Source organism: Methylobacterium iners, assembly GCF_022179305.1.
Lineage (GTDB): Bacteria > Pseudomonadota > Alphaproteobacteria > Rhizobiales > Beijerinckiaceae > Methylobacterium > Methylobacterium iners.
In genome coordinates, this window is sequence record NZ_BPQP01000002.1 from 1 (window position 1) to 15,241 (window position 15,241).

The 15,241-nt window shown below is 63.4% G+C and carries 20 protein-coding genes; 6 read left to right on the forward strand and 14 right to left on the reverse strand.

Translation table 11 applies throughout. The annotated features are described in order from the left end of the window. The 14 genes from MFF55_RS00675 to MFF55_RS00735 form a co-directional block, all read right to left on the reverse strand. A partial coding sequence (locus MFF55_RS00675) for a calcium-binding protein (protein WP_283206683.1) occupies window positions 1-656 on the reverse strand: 656 nt, incomplete at its 3' end. Between the two features lie 169 nt (window positions 657-825). Next, a complete protein-coding gene (locus tag MFF55_RS00680; RefSeq protein WP_238242094.1) occupies window positions 826-1,383 on the reverse strand; it encodes a helix-turn-helix transcriptional regulator in 558 nt (185 codons plus the stop codon). 124 nt (window positions 1,384-1,507) lie between these two features. Continuing rightward, complete coding sequence (locus MFF55_RS00685) at window positions 1,508-1,750, reverse strand: hypothetical protein (RefSeq protein ID WP_238242095.1); 243 nt, start codon at window positions 1,748-1,750, stop codon at window positions 1,508-1,510. A 796-nt stretch (window positions 1,751-2,546) separates the two neighbouring features. Beyond that, window positions 2,547-2,894 (reverse strand): HNH endonuclease, encoded by a 348-nt coding sequence (locus MFF55_RS00690; RefSeq protein ID WP_238242096.1) that lies wholly within the window; start codon window positions 2,892-2,894, stop codon window positions 2,547-2,549. Between the two features lie 650 nt (window positions 2,895-3,544). Then, window positions 3,545-4,477, reverse strand: coding sequence for a hypothetical protein (locus tag MFF55_RS00695; RefSeq protein WP_238242098.1), 933 nt, complete (start codon window positions 4,475-4,477; stop codon window positions 3,545-3,547). After that, window positions 4,452-4,760, reverse strand: coding sequence for a hypothetical protein (locus MFF55_RS00700; protein WP_238242100.1), 309 nt, complete (start codon window positions 4,758-4,760; stop codon window positions 4,452-4,454). The genes MFF55_RS00695 and MFF55_RS00700 overlap by 26 nt, the downstream gene beginning before the upstream one ends. A 14-nt stretch (window positions 4,761-4,774) precedes the next feature. Beyond that, window positions 4,775-5,110: a hypothetical protein gene (locus MFF55_RS00705; protein ID WP_238242102.1), complete on the reverse strand. Its 336-nt coding sequence runs from the start codon at window positions 5,108-5,110 to the stop codon at window positions 4,775-4,777. Between the two features lie 62 nt (window positions 5,111-5,172). Further along, window positions 5,173-5,559: a hypothetical protein gene (locus MFF55_RS00710; RefSeq protein ID WP_238242104.1), complete on the reverse strand. Its 387-nt coding sequence runs from the start codon at window positions 5,557-5,559 to the stop codon at window positions 5,173-5,175. Window positions 5,560-5,933: 374 nt separating this feature from the next. After that, window positions 5,934-6,053, reverse strand: coding sequence for a DUF6074 family protein (locus MFF55_RS27325; RefSeq protein ID WP_465263334.1), 120 nt, complete (start codon window positions 6,051-6,053; stop codon window positions 5,934-5,936). Next, a complete protein-coding gene (locus MFF55_RS00715) occupies window positions 6,050-6,292 on the reverse strand; it encodes a YceI family protein (RefSeq protein ID WP_238242105.1) in 243 nt (80 codons plus the stop codon). Before MFF55_RS00715 ends, MFF55_RS27325 begins: the two co-directional genes overlap by 4 nt. Next, entirely contained in the window at window positions 6,289-6,495 is a 207-nt protein-coding gene (locus MFF55_RS00720; RefSeq protein ID WP_238242107.1) for a DNA-binding protein, read from the reverse strand. Before MFF55_RS00720 ends, MFF55_RS00715 begins: the two co-directional genes overlap by 4 nt. An 87-nt stretch (window positions 6,496-6,582) precedes the next feature. Beyond that, on the reverse strand, window positions 6,583-7,278 hold the full coding sequence (locus tag MFF55_RS00725) for a hypothetical protein (protein ID WP_238242108.1): 696 nt from the start codon (window positions 7,276-7,278) through the stop codon (window positions 6,583-6,585). Further along, a complete protein-coding gene (locus tag MFF55_RS00730) occupies window positions 7,275-8,513 on the reverse strand; it encodes a tyrosine-type recombinase/integrase (RefSeq protein WP_238242109.1) in 1,239 nt (412 codons plus the stop codon). The genes MFF55_RS00725 and MFF55_RS00730 overlap by 4 nt, the downstream gene beginning before the upstream one ends. Before the next feature lie 557 nt (window positions 8,514-9,070). Next, the gene (locus MFF55_RS00735) at window positions 9,071-9,268 is read right to left on the reverse strand and encodes a hypothetical protein (RefSeq protein ID WP_238242110.1); all 198 of its coding nucleotides are present in this window, start codon (window positions 9,266-9,268) and stop codon (window positions 9,071-9,073) included. Window positions 9,269-9,514: 246 nt separating this feature from the next. Between MFF55_RS00735 and MFF55_RS00740 the strand changes: the two genes are divergently transcribed. From MFF55_RS00740 to MFF55_RS00765, 6 genes are all read left to right on the forward strand, one after another. Then, window positions 9,515-10,042, forward strand: a complete 528-nt coding sequence (locus MFF55_RS00740; RefSeq protein WP_238242112.1) for a DUF4142 domain-containing protein — start codon at window positions 9,515-9,517, stop codon at window positions 10,040-10,042. A 187-nt stretch (window positions 10,043-10,229) separates the two neighbouring features. Further along, window positions 10,230-11,549: an SLC13 family permease gene (locus MFF55_RS00745; protein WP_238242116.1), complete on the forward strand. Its 1,320-nt coding sequence runs from the start codon at window positions 10,230-10,232 to the stop codon at window positions 11,547-11,549. Between the two features lie 127 nt (window positions 11,550-11,676). Then, window positions 11,677-12,078, forward strand: a complete 402-nt coding sequence (gene sdhC, locus MFF55_RS00750; protein WP_238242119.1) for a succinate dehydrogenase, cytochrome b556 subunit — start codon at window positions 11,677-11,679, stop codon at window positions 12,076-12,078. A gap of 10 nt (window positions 12,079-12,088) precedes the next feature. Continuing rightward, the gene (gene sdhD / locus MFF55_RS00755; protein WP_238242122.1) at window positions 12,089-12,502 is read left to right on the forward strand and encodes a succinate dehydrogenase, hydrophobic membrane anchor protein; all 414 of its coding nucleotides are present in this window, start codon (window positions 12,089-12,091) and stop codon (window positions 12,500-12,502) included. Window positions 12,503-12,530: 28 nt separating this feature from the next. Continuing rightward, window positions 12,531-14,348 (forward strand): succinate dehydrogenase flavoprotein subunit, encoded by a 1,818-nt coding sequence (gene sdhA / locus MFF55_RS00760; protein ID WP_238242123.1) that lies wholly within the window; start codon window positions 12,531-12,533, stop codon window positions 14,346-14,348. Window positions 14,349-14,406: 58 nt separating this feature from the next. Further along, window positions 14,407-15,210: a succinate dehydrogenase iron-sulfur subunit gene (locus tag MFF55_RS00765; RefSeq protein WP_238242124.1), complete on the forward strand. Its 804-nt coding sequence runs from the start codon at window positions 14,407-14,409 to the stop codon at window positions 15,208-15,210. Window positions 15,211-15,241: the final 31 nt, after the last annotated feature.

Below are 15,241 nucleotides of genomic sequence, written 5' to 3' on the forward strand. Positions count from 1 at the left end.
GTGCCGGTGGCGAAGTCCGTCACCACGTCCGCTACCCGAGCCGTGTCGGAGGCGTACCAGTTCAGGTCGTAGGTGTCCCGACCTGCTCCGCCCGTGAGTGTGTCCTGCCCCGCGCCGAAGGACACAGCGTAGAACTGGTCCGCGCCCTCGCCACCAGATTGGGTGTTTGCGCCCTCGTGGTCAAAGAAGTCGTCCTCGCCGTCCCCACCCTCCAGCGTGTCGTTGCCAGCATTGCCCTGTAGATAGTCGTTGCCTGCCCCACCTGAGAGCGCGTCGTTGCCCGCGTCACCCTGAAGGTAGTCGTTGCCCGCCTCACCTATGAGCGTGTCGTCGCCACCAGCGCCCGACAGGTAGTCGTCGCCCTCACCACCTGTAAGGGAATTGCCGCCACTGCCGCCTGCAACAAAATCGTTGCCCCCGCCACCAGTGACAGCAATGGGCGCTCCACCATTCAACGCGATGCTGTGAACAGCGCCAGTCAAGGTGAGCACGATGCCCGTGTTGGTCTCGTCACCCCAGAGGCTCAAACCTTCGACGTCAATTGCCGCTGTTTCGTTAGCGTATCCGGCCCCGAGCCAAAGCTCATCGTAGGGCGCAGCAACAGCCAGAGCAGCCTGGATCGTCGGATAGTCGCTCGGAATAAACAGCGTCGCCATGGGAATTTGCCCGCATCAGTTCTGTTTTCAGGCGAGCGGCTTGACCCGAATCGCCGGTAACAGTTCAGCCCGTTCCGATTGTTAGAGGCGAACCAATAGGGGCGCATCATTCATATGAATGATGCCAGCCGGTTTTTTTACGTATTGTTAAGGCTGTGGCTGACCCGTCTCAGGGCAGGATCGAGAGGCGGGCAACCAGCGCCACGAGCTCAGACTGCCGGCGTGTGCGCGTCTTGACGAAGATCGCTCCGAGCTGCGAACGCACGGTCGCCACGCTGAGCCCCTGGCTGCGCGCGACCTCGCTCGGCGTGGCCCCACATGTCAGCAGGACCGCCAGCCGCGCCTCAGCCGGCGTCAGGCCAAACATCGCCTCCAAGGTTGCCGGCCTGACCGGCGGCAGCTCATCAAGATCAATCAGGATCACCACCGTGTGCGGACCTGCCAGCCCCGCCTGAGGCAGCGGCATCGCTTGCAGCACCAGAGCCCGCTGACCAGGCCGGCTCAGCTGCACCCAGCTCTCCGCATCAAGGCGGAAGCGGGTCTCAGCGCGTGAGAGCAGCGCCTTCATCACCGCACGACCTGTCTCAGGCAGGGCGGTAACGATCTCCTCTGGTAAGTCCAGCTCCCGCTGCAGGAGGACCCTGGCCCGCTCGTTGAGCGCGGAGACCTCGCCGTCCGTTGTCAGGATGAGCCCACCACACCCCATGCGGTTGAGCGTCTCCAGCAACGGTAGGCCAATCAGCATGCAAGGCGTCGCTCCCCCTGCCTCCCTGCCGCGACAACCTGAGCGAGGCAAGACCTGCCTTGCTGCGCGCCTGTGCTCTCCGCTCTGGCTCAGTACTCTGCTTGCGCTACGTCACGGGCAGGGCCGCACCCTCCTGCATGCGGGCGCGCACCCAATCGTCTGCTGCCGCAAGGGTGGAGAAAAGTACGCCCTCGCCCTCGCAGCGGCCGAAGCCAACCTGCAGGAACCAGCCGACCTCGGCGGGCACGAGCAGGGCGGCCAGGTGCTGATCGACCCAGACGAGCTGGGCCGGCTCGTGCGCCTGCTGGGTGGCTGCGGTGACCGGCTGAAACCGGACCTGAAGGGTCATCAGACGTCTCTCGAAGAAGGGCCGCCGAGCCTCAGAGGCGAGCTCGGACATTGGCGCACAGCTGGGCTGAACACTCGCTCTGCACCCCCGCGCTGTCCATCCGTCATATGGATGAGAGCGTAGCAATCCGTGCAGAAGCTTGAGGATGGGTCAAGCTCGACCGCGCCCAGCTGGTAGAACGTCCAGCCGTTAAGGTCGAGACGCTCTGTTCCAGAGCGCTCGACCCGCGAGAGGCTGCTTCTCAGGACGATAAGGCGCTGCTGATACAACGAGGTTGGTTCGAAAGCTGAATGTCCGCTTCCAGCGGATTGTGTTGAAAAACTCGGGAGGCGGTCGGAGCGGCTCCTGCGACGTAGCTCAGCGCAGAAGAACTTTCCACCAAGCTCCTGAAGATTTGCTCGCTGGGGTAAAAGAAATCCTGTTAAGGGAAGATTGTTCCTCTCTGCGGTAGGGCGCATGCACTGAAAAGTGCCGCCACCGAGTTTTTCAACACAATCAGCGCGGAGCTGTCGCCGGCCAAACTTCCGCGAGACCTATTCCGGCACACCCTCTCCGCACCCCCAGGCACTGACCTGAACCTTCCAACAGGCCACGTTGCGACCCCAGCCTGAGGCTCAGCCGTTGATCATCAATCTCGCGATTGGCCCGCCGGGCATTCGAATTCCGGAATGCCCGGGAAATTAAATTCAGACGCCCCCCCGAAATTTCGGACCTTGGGAATAAAAAAAATCTGCGCGTGACGGTCCCTGTGATGAGCCCCTAAAGGACCGCCAGACTTTTCGCCCCCCGGTACCCCTCAGTCCATCGCAAAGCGGGTCATCCGCGCTCGGATGCTCTTTTTCTGGTGGCAGCTTCCGCAGAGCACCTGCACGTTGCTCCTATCGAGTGGGGCTCCGCCGTCTCGCTGTTCCTCGACGTGATCGAGGTAGACGGTATTGGGAGTGGTGCCGCAGGCCTCACAGCGTCGTCCTCTCTCTGCAATTACGGTCGCGCGGAATTGCTGCCAGGGCGCCGAGCTGTAGAACTTCAGTGAGGGGTCCGCCTGCAGGCGTGCCTTATAGCTGCGGGTATTGAAGGGCTTGACGGTTCGCGTGTCGATTGGGGTCAACAGCGGTTTGATCTGACGAAGGCGCGGGCGCTTCATTTCAATTGTCCTTGTCAATTAAATCGAATTTCCTAATCGGAGACCTCATTCCAGCCCCTCAAAAATGCCAATTAATTCGAAGCCTGAACCTCTTGACGCCTCAGGCCGTGATGAGGCTGGACAGTGCGGCCGCGGCGGCATCGATGTCCGCGAATTGCCCAATTGCTTCGCCTTCGTGCGAGTAGGCGTACACGGTACCGGCCCGGCTACGGACAACCGATCCCAGATGAAGCTTGCCGCGATATAAAACGAGGGACACTGTCCGCTCCTGAACGCACGTCGTTTACACGTTCAGAATTGCACGGTTGCTTGGTCGAGTCCAATCTGGACTCCAGCCATTTGAATTAGGCCTGGGGTTCTAATTGCGAATTCGAATTCGGGCGTGAATTAATTCGGATGCCCGTTAAATGCCGCTAGCAGCGACATTTGGAATTCGACCCGCTAATTCGGTGCTGAGCTAATTCCGACTTACGTCTTGCTGCGACGAGTCAGCGATGCTGGTCCAGGTAGCCCATTGCGAGCTGCCCGCGTGCCTGTCCAAACGTGCGTGAGGCAGAATTACCGCTGTCGACGGTATTTGGATGTGCCCTTGGGGCGCACCTAACGTGGCCGAGGCAGGCACAATCGGGAAGATCTTCCCGATTGCCGTTTCACGATCCTCGGGACACTCGCTCGTACGCATCGCGGGTCGACGCAGCCGAATTGTCCTTCACCTCAACCGAGGGAACAGGCGCCCCTGGAAAGGGCTGACTGTCGTCCTCGCACTCATCACAGCGAATAGCGCCATGATCTCGGATGCTTCCGGCATCGCCACAGTCCACGCACCTGAGGTCAACGGTTGATGCCTTTTTCGCAGGCTGAATTAATTCGCCTCGAAATAGCGGGAACATGTCCTCGTCGCATTCCTGGCATCGGATCTCACCAGTATGCGAACACCGGATCCAGCCGGGCGCACCGCACTCATGGCAGCATTGTTCAGAGGTACCAGCCTCCTGAGTCACATCCTCCCTCGGTAGAGTATCTTCTGAGGTAGACCTCTGAGGTAGAGAGGGGGGTTCCACAGACCCCTTATCTGGGCACGTTTTTCCTGCCTTATTGAGGGGGGAGTTTTTACCCCCTAAAGGCTCTCGCACCTCGCCGGTTACCGGGTCAATTCTCACCCCTAAAGCGGCAGCCTTCAGGGCGGTCTGCTCCTGAATTTGCTTCAAGGCGAATTCAGCCTGTCGTTTTTCCGAGGCCTGATTATTGGCCGTTTCAATTGCCGCGACATTGTCCTCGAGGAAAAAATAGAGGGTCGGCCGACCCCGCTCGCCCTCGACGGTCTTAATCCAATTCGCTGCCTCCATTCGGCGCCGGAATTTCCGGAGCTTTTTGGTGTCCGTCCGCGGCAGCTCGTCGACCAACAAGGCGTCGCTGATCTTGGCCCATCCTGTCTCACTGTTTCGCGCCTGGGCAATTCGGTAGGCGATCCGGAAATCCGCGTCCCGCACGGACTCGTCACAATCCATCGCCTTCAGGATGCGGAATAGATTGGCGATCTCACCAGACAGGTGAGGCTTAGGTTTGCGCTTTGAGTTCGACATCAGGCATGGCCTCTCCCGCCGGCTCACGACCAGCGGAATGAGACGGGTCTGTCCTGTCGTGGCAGGCAGTGCCGGTAGCGGCCTCGATTGCGTCGAGGAGCAAGCGCAGGGTCTGCCGCGCCTGTGGGATGCTCAGGTCGATGTGATCAGACCGGCCGCGGGCTTGGTCGAAGATGCGCAATTCGATGACGGGCTGAGTTTCGGACCGATAGCCCTTCATCGTCAGCTTGCGCTGAGCGAGACCGTTCAAGCCGCCTTTGAATGTCCGCTCTCGCTTCGTCATGCGGCCGGTTCCTTTCAGTGCAGCGATGCGACGAACGGGGCGATGCGCTGGATCTCGTAGCAATAGGACACCGGATAAGGGTCCTCCGGAACCGTGCCTTCGCCGTAGAGGACGCCCCACCATTGGTGCAACGTCATGTCCTGGCTATCGGATAGGACACCGTGATCGCTGCGCTGGAGGCGTCGGGCTAATTCGAGCGGTCCGCGGTATGCGGCGCTCGAGAGTTCGAGCAATTCATCGCGATTGTGGAACGCCTCAGCAATCGCCCTGTGGGCTTCTGAGCGGGCTTCAGCCCTTTTTTGCTGATCGGAGCCACCGAAGTTCCAGGGTGCTGGTACGATCGTGCCCATTAGCTCCGCCCTCCGCGAATGATGGCTCGCCGAGCACGACGCTCGACCTCGACAGGTGGACGCTATGGGGCTGATACGGCCGTTCTCTCGATCTGCTCTGGCTCGAGCGCCGTCAGCGGAACAGTCGAGGCGGCAGGCTCTGCTACGGACTCCAGAGGTCGCTCCGGTGCCCGAATGCTCAATCGGCGTTCGAAGACGTCGAAGCTGTCACCAAAGCGTTCTGCAAGGCGCCGCGCCTCCTCCTCGGCTGTCCCTAGATCCGGATGCTCATAGGGACGCTTGCCGATCGACCTTAGCGCACCCGTCTTCGAGGCCCGCCTGATCACGACGAAGCCAGCGCCGATGCTCTGTGGTGGAATGATGCGCTTGCTGCGTTTCACCTCATTGTCGTTCCTCATCGCCGCAATGGCGCGCGTAACAGGTCCCACCTGCTCGGTTGGCCGGATCATGCTACTTCCTGGTTCAGTCATCGGTGACTCCTCGAGGATCCGTGGCGAGGCTGAGGGGCGCGTGCAGGCGTTTCCTCAGCCGTTCTCATTCCCGGAGAGCGCCGGGCCGCACAGCCGCGGTCTGCGGCCGATCTCAAAATGCTGGTGATGATCTCAGCGAGGCCGTCGCGCTGTCCGCGAGCATGTACCCAGCCAAGACATTTAGAGGCCCCACAGTTAGGGGGAACGGAGGTATTTGCTTCGATTTTGGGGGTGCGCGAAAATCTCAGAAACGGTTCTACAGCTCGCCAGCTTCGGCCTCAGCTTTTGAGCGATTACAGTCGCTTCTCGAACATGCTCGCGATCCGAGTCGGCTAACTGCCGGGCGGCGGCTGCTACCTTCGTGGCTGTGCTTCGGCCTTCGCCGTAGTGCTCGCCTGCGCCATGTGCAGAGCGTGTCGACGGATGAACCGCCGATCGCGGGCACGGGGAAACGGGAGGATGATCGCGCTCATGATCCACCTGCACCAGCGATAGCGCTACGGATCACCTCGACATCAATGGTGCGCTCAACAGTCTGCCACCATGCCTCCTCCTCAGCATTCATGGCATCACCGAAAGCTTCACCGAGCACTCCCATCGGAGTGCCAGGAAACTCTGCTCTCGCGGCGCCCCAGGGGTCGCGCCCTTCAGCAATAGCGTTGCTCATGCAAGCGACGATCGCCGCGCGAACTTGCTGGCGAACGTTGCTCATGCCGCGCTCCGACGAGCAGCCGAAGCACGTGATCGCTCCCAAGTTTCAAGCTGCGTGAGGGGATAGAGCTTGCGCCGATTGATCACCATCGGCTGAGGAAAGCCCAACTCTTTATCTCGGTCCCAGCGATTTAATGTTGCCGCCGAAATTCTATAGCGAGCGCGAACCTCGCTGCTGTTAAGCCAATTCTCTGTGTCGCTCATCGGTCGCTCCCGTTTGCTTATGGGCGACCGTTTAGATATCCGCGCTTTTGACCGTCAGGTATCGCGAGCAAAATTCAAAAAAGCGATTCAAGCGGCCCAAGGGACATCTTCTTTTCGCTTCCGCATCGGGTCAGTCCGCCACCTTTCACACGCGGATCGAAGCGAATCGGGGTTCGGCCCTTTAATTTGCGCCACCTCATGGATGAGCGTGAGAAAACGAAATGTCGGGCCATCTGGGGTCGACGCGACCTTATTGCCCGCTAATTCCCAGAACTTGAAAAGACGGGGCCATAAGACTGTCGCATCGAAGTCTCTGTTAGCCTCCTGCATCGTGGGCAACATGTAATGGAAACTGAAACTTCGGTCGTTCGTAGCGAGTCTAGTTGCGTTGGTGTCGATATTTTGAAGAAGTCCTGGCATATCGTGCACGTTTAAATCGTCCGTACCCCACAAAGGCCGGCGATAAAATATTTTTGCTAACTCAGGTGGCAGCAAATCAGCTTCCTCAAGTCCGGCAGTTACGTTACGTGTGAGCGTAAAATCAGAAAGCAATATATTGAGTTTCCGCGCTGCAGCGGCTATTTGCAAAAGTTTTTGCTTCGACTTGACCCTAGTTGGAATCCTATTTTTTGCAGCGAGTTTTAAGAAATAACCAAGCAGCAATCCAGCGATAGCGATCGAGGCGGAATCGACTTCGATTTCGCTCGTCAAATTGAGAGCAGCTTTAAGACGTGCCCGCTGATCCGCCGAAAATACATCTGTAAGTTCTTCATCGAAGTTCATGACGCGCGCCTTTCCAGTCGTACGACTTTGGCTACTCCGGAAACTAGCCCGTCGAGATGCGCGGCCCACAATTCCATTGCTCGCCTTCGTTCGTCCGCGAAGTCGTGGCGTTGGTAGACCCCAACGATCCCGCCGAAAGTGCCTGACGTGTGATTCAGCGCCTTCTCCACGACGTGCACTGGAACGCCGAGGCGAGCACATCCACTCGCGAAGGTTCGCCGTAGGTCGTGGAGCCGCCAGGGCGCCAAGATCTGCCCTTCGGGCATCTTAGCCGCCGCTAGCCGGTTGAGCCGGTCGTGCGCTTTGCTCACGCCAGAGAATGGCGTCTTGCCGTTGGTCGTGAAGACAAACCGAGGTTCTTTGCCGATGCGCGGTAGGGCAGATAATATGCTGACGGCTCGAGGCGCGAGAGCGACGACGTGCGCCCGGTCATTTTTGGCCCGCTCTCGAGGGAGCGTCCAAGTGGAGGCCAGAAAGTCAAATTCTCGCCAATCCGCCTCCAGCACCTCGGATCGGCGCTGGCCCGTCAGAATCAAGATCTGAACAGCTTGCCCAAAGGGTTTGCCAATCTCTTCGGCCGCTTTCCAGATGGCGACGAGCTCGTCGTCGGTCAGCACGCGGTCGCGTGCAATTTCAGGGGAGGGCGGCTTGAGCCCCGCCATTGGTGAAACCTCGAGCACGCCCCGTTCGACGGTCCAGGCGTAGAACCGGCGCAGGGCAGCGAACAGTCGGTTCGCATGAATCGTGGCGCCGCGCTCCACCACGGCGTCGATGGCGTTCAGGATCTCGCGCCGGCCGATGGTGCGGATATCCTTCCCCTGCCAAGGAGAAAGGTCACCCTCTGTGAGAAATACCTCCGTCTGACGCCAAGTCCGGTTCCTAGGTTTGGCATACCGCGTGATGAAATCCGCTGCGACCGTGCCAAACCGCATGTTGACGACGGCCGCCTGCTCAATCTGTGCGGTCGCTTTCTCGCCAGCGGGATCACGCCCTTCGGAAACGGCCTGTAGCGCCTTCCGCGCGCTCTCACGAGCATCACCGAGGCTCAGGCGAGGGTAAGGCCCCAGAGTGTACTTCCGCGGCTTGCCGGCCGCCCTGTAGCGCACCGCCCAACTCTTGGCGCCACTCGGCTGGATGACGAGGTAAAAGCCGGGGAGGGCGCTATCGGGAAGCTCGAGCCGCTTACTCGGGTCGGCCTTCGCATGCTCGATGCTGCGGGCGGTGAACGCGGCCACACTACATCCCTCTACTACCCGTGAGGACCTTCGCGATCAGGATCAGCCGATCCGCCCGGGTAACGCAGGGGTAGCGGGCACAGCGTGCCTTGCCGTGTTACCCCATGAGTGATGAATGAGCGATCATTGCGCGTCAAGCGTTATCAATTACGCGATTTGAATGAGCGACGATGCACTGATTTAAGCGGCGGTGAAATAGGCCTGAAATGGACTTTTAATCTGTAGGTCCTGGGTTCGAGCCCCAGCGCGCTCACCATTTTTCTGTTCTCGGTCAGAGACCTTAGCGAAGTGGGCTTGCTCTTCAGGCTTGCGCCGGAGACGAAGGCTTCCGCTGGAGCGAGGACGCCGATCCTCACCGAAGCCGCCAACGGCGTGGTCAGGGCCTCAGGCCCAAGCCTCAGCTGCTCGTCGAGGGGCGGATCGCTCGCGGGCCCTTCCTACCGCTGCTCAGGCATCGGGTATGACCGCCCGCGATCCATCGGGCCTTTGCGCGGGACGCGGACCTTACCGACGCCTCCGCTCGAGCCTCGGGCCGGCTCCATCTCCAAGTTCCGCGGTCAGTGCCGCCGCTCGGCATAGATCGAGAGCGCGTTTGGCGAGTAAGGACCCGGCCGCTCGTCCTCGGTCGCGGCGAGGGGCCGGAACTGCTCGCGCTCCATGTCCTCGATGGCATGACCGATCACCGACCAAGGATCGCCGTTCTGCGCGATGATGACCCGAAGCGCCGCGACGAGCTGCTCGTGGACGTCAGACATGATGTCCTCCAACCGTGAAGCTGAGCACATGAGCACAGCATGTATCCCCCCCGCTGTGCGCTTCCTCACCTGAATGCCGGGTGAGGAGTGTCGGCGCGGAAGGCTGAGGCTCGACGTCCGGCTGCCCCAAGGAAACCGCTCGGGCACGAAAGACGACGGGGTGGTCCCGAGGATGGGCGCCGGCGGACAGGAACAGTGCCGGTGATCGGATGTTTCTCTGCACCGAAGGTTCAAAGGAGTCGGATCATGAGAAAGCTTGCCGCCATCGCCCTGTGCCTCGCCTTGACGGGACCGGCCCTGGCCCAGTCGCTCGGCGAGAAGTCCGGCGCGAACTCGCTGCTCGGGATCAGCCCGTCCACGGCCGATTTCGTGACGCAGGCCGGGATCAGCGACATGTTCGAGATCCAGTCGAGCCAGCTCGCCCTGGAGCAATCCGATGACGCGACGAAGGCCTACGCCAAGCAGATGATCGCCGACCACGAGAAGACCACGGGCGAGCTCAAGGCCCTGGTCGAGGGCGGCAAGGTCCAGGCCCAGATCCCGACGGGGCTCGACACCACGCATCAGGCGAAGCTCGACTCGCTCAAGACCCTGAAGGGCGCGGACTTCACCAAGCAATACCACAGCGAGCAGGTGACCGCGCACAAGAACGCCGTCGATCTCTACAAGCGCTACGCCGCCGAGGGCGAGAACGCCGAGCTGAAGGCCTTCGCCGCCAAGCACCAGCCGCACCTCGAGCACCACCTGAAGGCGGCCCAGGACCTGAACAAGTAGGTCGGCTCCACCGGCGCCGCGCGGTCGCCAAGCCGGCCCGCGCGGCTTCAGGCCGACGTCCCACCCTTCGTCCCACGCGAAGGCTGAGTCCCGATCTTCCGTATTGCGAACGGTTCCAATTCGGCTTCTATCCTGCGTTGCGGCATGGAATTCCTGCCGGCGCGAGGGTCGAAGACGGATCGAGGGCATGCAGGCAGCGGGGCTCCTGAGCGGAGAGGGTCTGGTCGTCGCGACCGCGCTCCTGCTCGTCCTCTGCATGGGGCTCTGGGCGAGCGGACTGGTCGCGGAGATCGTCGCGGCGCTGCTGTTCTTCGCGGTCGCGATGCTCCTGCGGCTCGCGCAGCCCGCGACGGTGTTCTCGGGCTTCGCCTCGTCCGCCTTCTGGCTCGTCCTCGGCGGCATGGTGGTCGGGCTCGCGATGACCCGGACCGGCCTCGGCGACCGCCTCGCCCGCACCCTGAGCGGCAGCCTTTCGGGCTCCTATCCCCGCCTCATCGGCGGTCTCGTCGCCTTGTCCTTCCTGCTCTCCTTCGTGATGCCCTCCAATCTCGGGCGCATCATGCTCCTGATCCCCGTGGTGCTGGCGCTCTGCGACGCCTTCGGCCTCGCCCCCGGACGGCCCGGCCGCTGGGGCGCGGTGATGGCGGTCGGGCTCGCGACGCCGCTGCTCTCGGCCGCGATCCTGCCGGCCAACGTGCCCAACCTCGTGATGGCCGGCACCGCGGAGACGCAGTTGGGCCTTCACATCGCCTACCTGCCCTACCTGCTCCTGCACGCCCCGGTGCTCGCGCTGGCCAAGGGCGTCGTGCTCACGATCGCGCTCGTGCGCCTCTTCCCCGACCGGCTCGCCGGCCCGGCGGCGGCCCTCGCGGAGCCGGCGCCGCTCTCGGCGCGGGAGTGGCGTCTCTCCGTCATCCTCGCCGCGACCCTGGCGCTCTGGGTCACGGACGGCCTCCACGGCATCGCGCCGGCCTGGATCGGCCTCGCGGCGGCCGTGCTCTGCCTGGCGCCACGCATCGGCGTGCTGCCCGCCGAGGCCTTCGCCGCGGTCAACCTGCGCACCTGCTTCTACGTCGCCGCGCTGCTGGGCCTCATCGCGGTCGTCGCGGAGACGGGCCTCGGGGCGCGGCTCGGCCACGCGCTCCTCGGCGTCGCGCCCCTGGCGCCCGGCGCCGACGCCCAGAATTTCGGGGTGCTCGTCCTCCTCGCCACGCTCCTCGCCTTCGCGGTGACCGCCAACGGCGCGCCGGCCCTCTACACGGCGCTCGCCGGGGAGATGTCGCAGGCGAGCGGGCTCGACCTCATGAGCGTCGTCATGGCCCAGGTGGTCGGCTACTCGGCCCTGTTCCTGCCCTATCAGGCGCCGCCGATCGTGCTAGCGATGGGGCTCGGCGGGGTGCCGTTCGGCGCGGCGACGCGCGCGACCGCCATCGTCGGCGCCCTCTCCCTCGTCGTCATCGCGCCCCTCGATTACCTGTGGTGGCGCGTCCTGGGGCGGCTGGCATGACGACGCGCCGCACCCCGAACCCCGCTTGCCCGGTCGCGCCGGGCCGATACCTCCCTGGACGCGATCCGGGGAACTTCCGCGCGCGTTCCCGCCTGCACCCTTCTTCGAGCCGAGGATTCTGACGCCGATGGCCCCCACCGTCCGCCCCACGGTCGCCCAGCCGCTCTCGCCCCACCTCCAGATCTACCGCTGGACCTGGACCATGGCGATGTCGGTGTTCCACCGCATCACCGGCACCGCGCTCTACGCCGGCATCGCCCTCGTCGCGATCTGGCTCGTCGCCCTGGCCTCGGGGCCCGCGGCCTACGACTGGGTCGCCTGGTTCTTCGGCTCGATCGTCGGGCGCCTAGTGCTGTTCGTCTACACCTGGATCCTGATGCACCACATGCTGGGGGGCCTGCGCCACTTCATCTGGGATTTCGGCCACGGGCTCGACCGCGAACGGCGCCTCTGGCTGTCGCGGGGCACCCTGATCGGCTCGACCCTGCTCACCATCCTGATCTGGGCGCTCGCCCTCGTCCTTCGCTGAGGAGCGGACAATGGTCGACAACCGCCAGAACACCGCCGTCACGATGCGGACGCCGCGCGCCCGGGTAAAGGGGCTCGGCGCCTCGGGCCACGGCGCCAGCCATTGGTGGATGCAGCGGCTCACCGCGGCCGCGAACCCGTTCCTGATCCTCGGCTTCGTCGTGATCATCGCGATGATGTCGGGCCGCGCCTATCCGGAGGCGGTCGCCCTGGTGTCGCACCCTGTCGTTGCGCTCATCCTGATCCTCGCCGTGATCTCGGTGACGCTCCACATGAGGATCGGGATGCAGGTGATCATCGAGGATTACGTCCACGACAGGGGATGGAAGCTGATCGCCCTGTTCGCGAACAACTTCTACGCCGTGCTCATCGCGGTGGCCTGCCTCTACGCGATCCTTCGCGTGAGCCTGGGCCGCATGGTCTGAGCCCCCGGAACTTCGAGGAATTTCGCCAATGGCCAGCAACGGAACGAACGGCGGCACGCCCGCCTACACCATCCACGATCACACCTTCGACGTGGTGATCGTCGGCGCCGGCGGTGCGGGCCTGCGCGCCACCGTGGGCTGCTCCCAGGCCGGCCTGCGCACCGCCTGCATCACCAAGGTCTTCCCGACGCGCTCGCACACCGTGGCGGCGCAGGGCGGCATCTCGGCCTCGCTCGGGAACATGGGCCCCGACGATTGGCGCTGGCACATGTACGACACCGTCAAGGGCTCGGACTGGCTCGGCGATCAGGACGCGATCGAGTACCTCGTGCGCAACGCGCCGGCCGCCGTCTACGAGCTCGAGCATTGGGGCGTGCCCTTCTCCAGGACGGAGGAAGGCAAGATCTACCAGCGGCCCTTCGGCGGCATGACCACCGAGTACGGCAAGGGCACGGCCCAGCGCACTTGCGCGGCGGCCGATCGCACCGGCCACGCCATGCTCCACACCCTGTACGGGCAGGCGGTGAAGTACCAGACCAACTTCTTCATCGAGTACTTCGCCCTCGACCTCATCATGGACGACGAGGGCCGCTGCCTCGGCGTCATCGCCATCGACCAGGCGTCGGGCGAGATCCATCGCTTCCGCGCCCAGATGACGGTGCTCGCCACCGGCGGCTACGGCCGCTCCTACTTCTCGGCGACCTCGGCCCATACCTGCACCGGCGACGGCAACGCCATGGTGCTGCGCGCCGGCCTGCCGCTGCAGGACATGGAGTTCGTGCAGTTCCATCCCACCGGCATCTACGGCGCCGGCTGCCTCATCACCGAGGGCGCCCGCGGGGAGGGCGGTTACCTCACGAATTCCGAGGGCGAGCGCTTCATGGAGCGCTACGCGCCGTCGGCCAAGGACCTCGCCTCGCGCGACGTGGTCTCGCGCTCGATGACCATGGAGATCCGGGCCGGCCGCGGCGTCGGCAAGAACAGCGACCACATCTACCTGCACCTCGACCATCTTGATCCCGAAATCCTGCACCAGCGCCTGCCGGGCATCTCGGAATCCGCGAAGATCTTCGCGGGCGTCGACGTCACCAAGGAGCCGATCCCGGTCCTGCCGACGGTCCATTACAACATGGGCGGCATCCCCACGAACTATCACGGGGAGGTGCTGACCCTGAAGAACGGCAACCCGGACACGGTGGTGCCGGGCCTGATGGCGCTCGGCGAGGCGGCCTGCGTCTCCGTCCACGGCGCCAATCGGCTGGGCTCGAACTCGCTGATCGACCTCGTGGTGTTCGGCCGCGCCGCGGGCCTGCGCTGCGCCGAGATCGTCGAGCCGAACGCCCGGCAGATGGATCTGCCCAAGGGCTCGGCCGAGAGGGCCCTCGGCCGCCTCGACCGCTTCCGCTACGCGAACGGCGGCACGCCCACCGCGGTGCTGCGCGCCGAGATGCAGAAGACGATGCAGAACAATTGCGCCGTCTTCCGCACCGGCGAGGTTCTGGAGGAGGGCAAGAGCCTCATCCACAAGGTCGCCGCCGGCACGGCTGACATCGGCATCCAGGACCGCTCGCTGATCTGGAACACCGACCTTCTCGAGACGCTCGAGTTCGACAACCTGATCGGTCAGGCGGTGGTGACCATGGAATCGGCAGCCAACCGCAAGGAGAGCCGCGGCGCGCATGCCCGCGAGGACTTCCCCGATCGCGACGACAAGGAGTGGATGAAGCACACCCTCGCCTGGATGGACGACACCTCGAAGCAGGTCAGCATCGATTACCGGCCGGTGCACACCTACACGATGTCGAACGAGATCCAGTACATCGAGCCGAAGGCGCGGGTTTACTGACGAATAGGTCCGCTCCTCGTCAGATTGCGACTTTTACAAGGACATAGGCACGCCAATTATGGCCCAGTTTACCCTACCCAAGAACTCGCAAGTCACCGAGGGCAAGACTTGGCCCCGGCCACAGGGGGCCAACAACCTCCAAGAGTTCCGGATCTATCGCTGGAACCCGGATGACGGCGCCAATCCGCGAGTCGACACCTACCAGGTCGACCGCGACGATTGCGGGCCGATGGTGCTGGACGCGCTCCTCTGGATCAAGGCCAAGGTCGATTCAACGCTCGTCTTCCGCCGCTCCTGCCGCGAGGGCATCTGCGGCTCCTGCGCCATGAACATCGAGGGCCAGAACGCGCTCGCCTGCACCATGGGCATCGACGAGTGCCAGGAGCACGCCAAGGGCAAGAAGACCGGCGCGGTGCGGATCTATCCCCTGCCGCACATGCCCGTGATCAAGGACCTCGTGCCGGACCTCACGAACTTCTTCGCCCAGCACGCCTCGATCGAGCCCTGGCTCCAGACCGAGACGCCGGCCCCCGAGGGCGAGTGGAAGCAGACGCCGGAGGACCGCGCCCGCCTCGACGGGCTCTACGAGTGCATCCTGTGCGCCTGCTGCACCACGTCCTGCCCGAGCTACTGGTGGAACGGCGACCGCTTCCTCGGACCCGCCGCCTTGCTGCAGGCCTATCGCTGGCTGATCGACAGCCGCGACGAGAACACGGGCGAGCGCCTCGACGCGCTCCACGATCCGTTCCGGCTGTATCGCTGCCACACGATCATGAACTGCGCCAACACCTGCCCGAAGAATCTGAACCCGGCCAAGGCGATCGCCGAGATCAAAAAGATGATGATCTCGCGCGAGATCTGAGGCGCACCTCTCCTCCCCCTTGTGGGGAGGA

Excerpts from the sequence above, each read along its gene's own strand:
- MFF55_RS00685 (WP_238242095.1), bottom strand. The coding sequence starts at position 1,750 with ATGACCCTTCAGGTCCGGTTTCAGCCGGTCACCGCAGCCACCCAGCAG.
- MFF55_RS00690 (WP_238242096.1), bottom strand. The coding sequence starts at position 2,894 with ATGAAGCGCCCGCGCCTTCGTCAGATCAAACCGCTGTTGACCCCAATC.
- MFF55_RS00695 (WP_238242098.1), bottom strand. The coding sequence starts at position 4,477 with ATGTCGAACTCAAAGCGCAAACCTAAGCCTCACCTGTCTGGTGAGATC.
- MFF55_RS00700 (WP_238242100.1), bottom strand. The coding sequence starts at position 4,760 with ATGACGAAGCGAGAGCGGACATTCAAAGGCGGCTTGAACGGTCTCGCT.
- MFF55_RS00705 (WP_238242102.1), bottom strand. The coding sequence starts at position 5,110 with ATGGGCACGATCGTACCAGCACCCTGGAACTTCGGTGGCTCCGATCAG.
- MFF55_RS00710 (WP_238242104.1), bottom strand. The coding sequence starts at position 5,559 with ATGATCCGGCCAACCGAGCAGGTGGGACCTGTTACGCGCGCCATTGCG.
- MFF55_RS27325 (WP_465263334.1), bottom strand. The coding sequence starts at position 6,053 with ATGAGCGCGATCATCCTCCCGTTTCCCCGTGCCCGCGATCGGCGGTTC.
- MFF55_RS00715 (WP_238242105.1), bottom strand. The coding sequence starts at position 6,292 with ATGAGCAACGTTCGCCAGCAAGTTCGCGCGGCGATCGTCGCTTGCATG.
- MFF55_RS00720 (WP_238242107.1), bottom strand. The coding sequence starts at position 6,495 with ATGAGCGACACAGAGAATTGGCTTAACAGCAGCGAGGTTCGCGCTCGC.
- MFF55_RS00725 (WP_238242108.1), bottom strand. The coding sequence starts at position 7,278 with ATGAACTTCGATGAAGAACTTACAGATGTATTTTCGGCGGATCAGCGG.
- MFF55_RS00735 (WP_238242110.1), bottom strand. The coding sequence starts at position 9,268 with ATGTCTGACGTCCACGAGCAGCTCGTCGCGGCGCTTCGGGTCATCATC.
- MFF55_RS00740 (WP_238242112.1), top strand. The coding sequence starts at position 9,515 with ATGAGAAAGCTTGCCGCCATCGCCCTGTGCCTCGCCTTGACGGGACCG.
- MFF55_RS00745 (WP_238242116.1), top strand. The coding sequence starts at position 10,230 with ATGCAGGCAGCGGGGCTCCTGAGCGGAGAGGGTCTGGTCGTCGCGACC.
- sdhC (WP_238242119.1), top strand. The coding sequence starts at position 11,677 with ATGGCCCCCACCGTCCGCCCCACGGTCGCCCAGCCGCTCTCGCCCCAC.
- sdhD (WP_238242122.1), top strand. The coding sequence starts at position 12,089 with ATGGTCGACAACCGCCAGAACACCGCCGTCACGATGCGGACGCCGCGC.
- sdhA (WP_238242123.1), top strand. The coding sequence starts at position 12,531 with ATGGCCAGCAACGGAACGAACGGCGGCACGCCCGCCTACACCATCCAC.
- MFF55_RS00765 (WP_238242124.1), top strand. The coding sequence starts at position 14,407 with ATGGCCCAGTTTACCCTACCCAAGAACTCGCAAGTCACCGAGGGCAAG.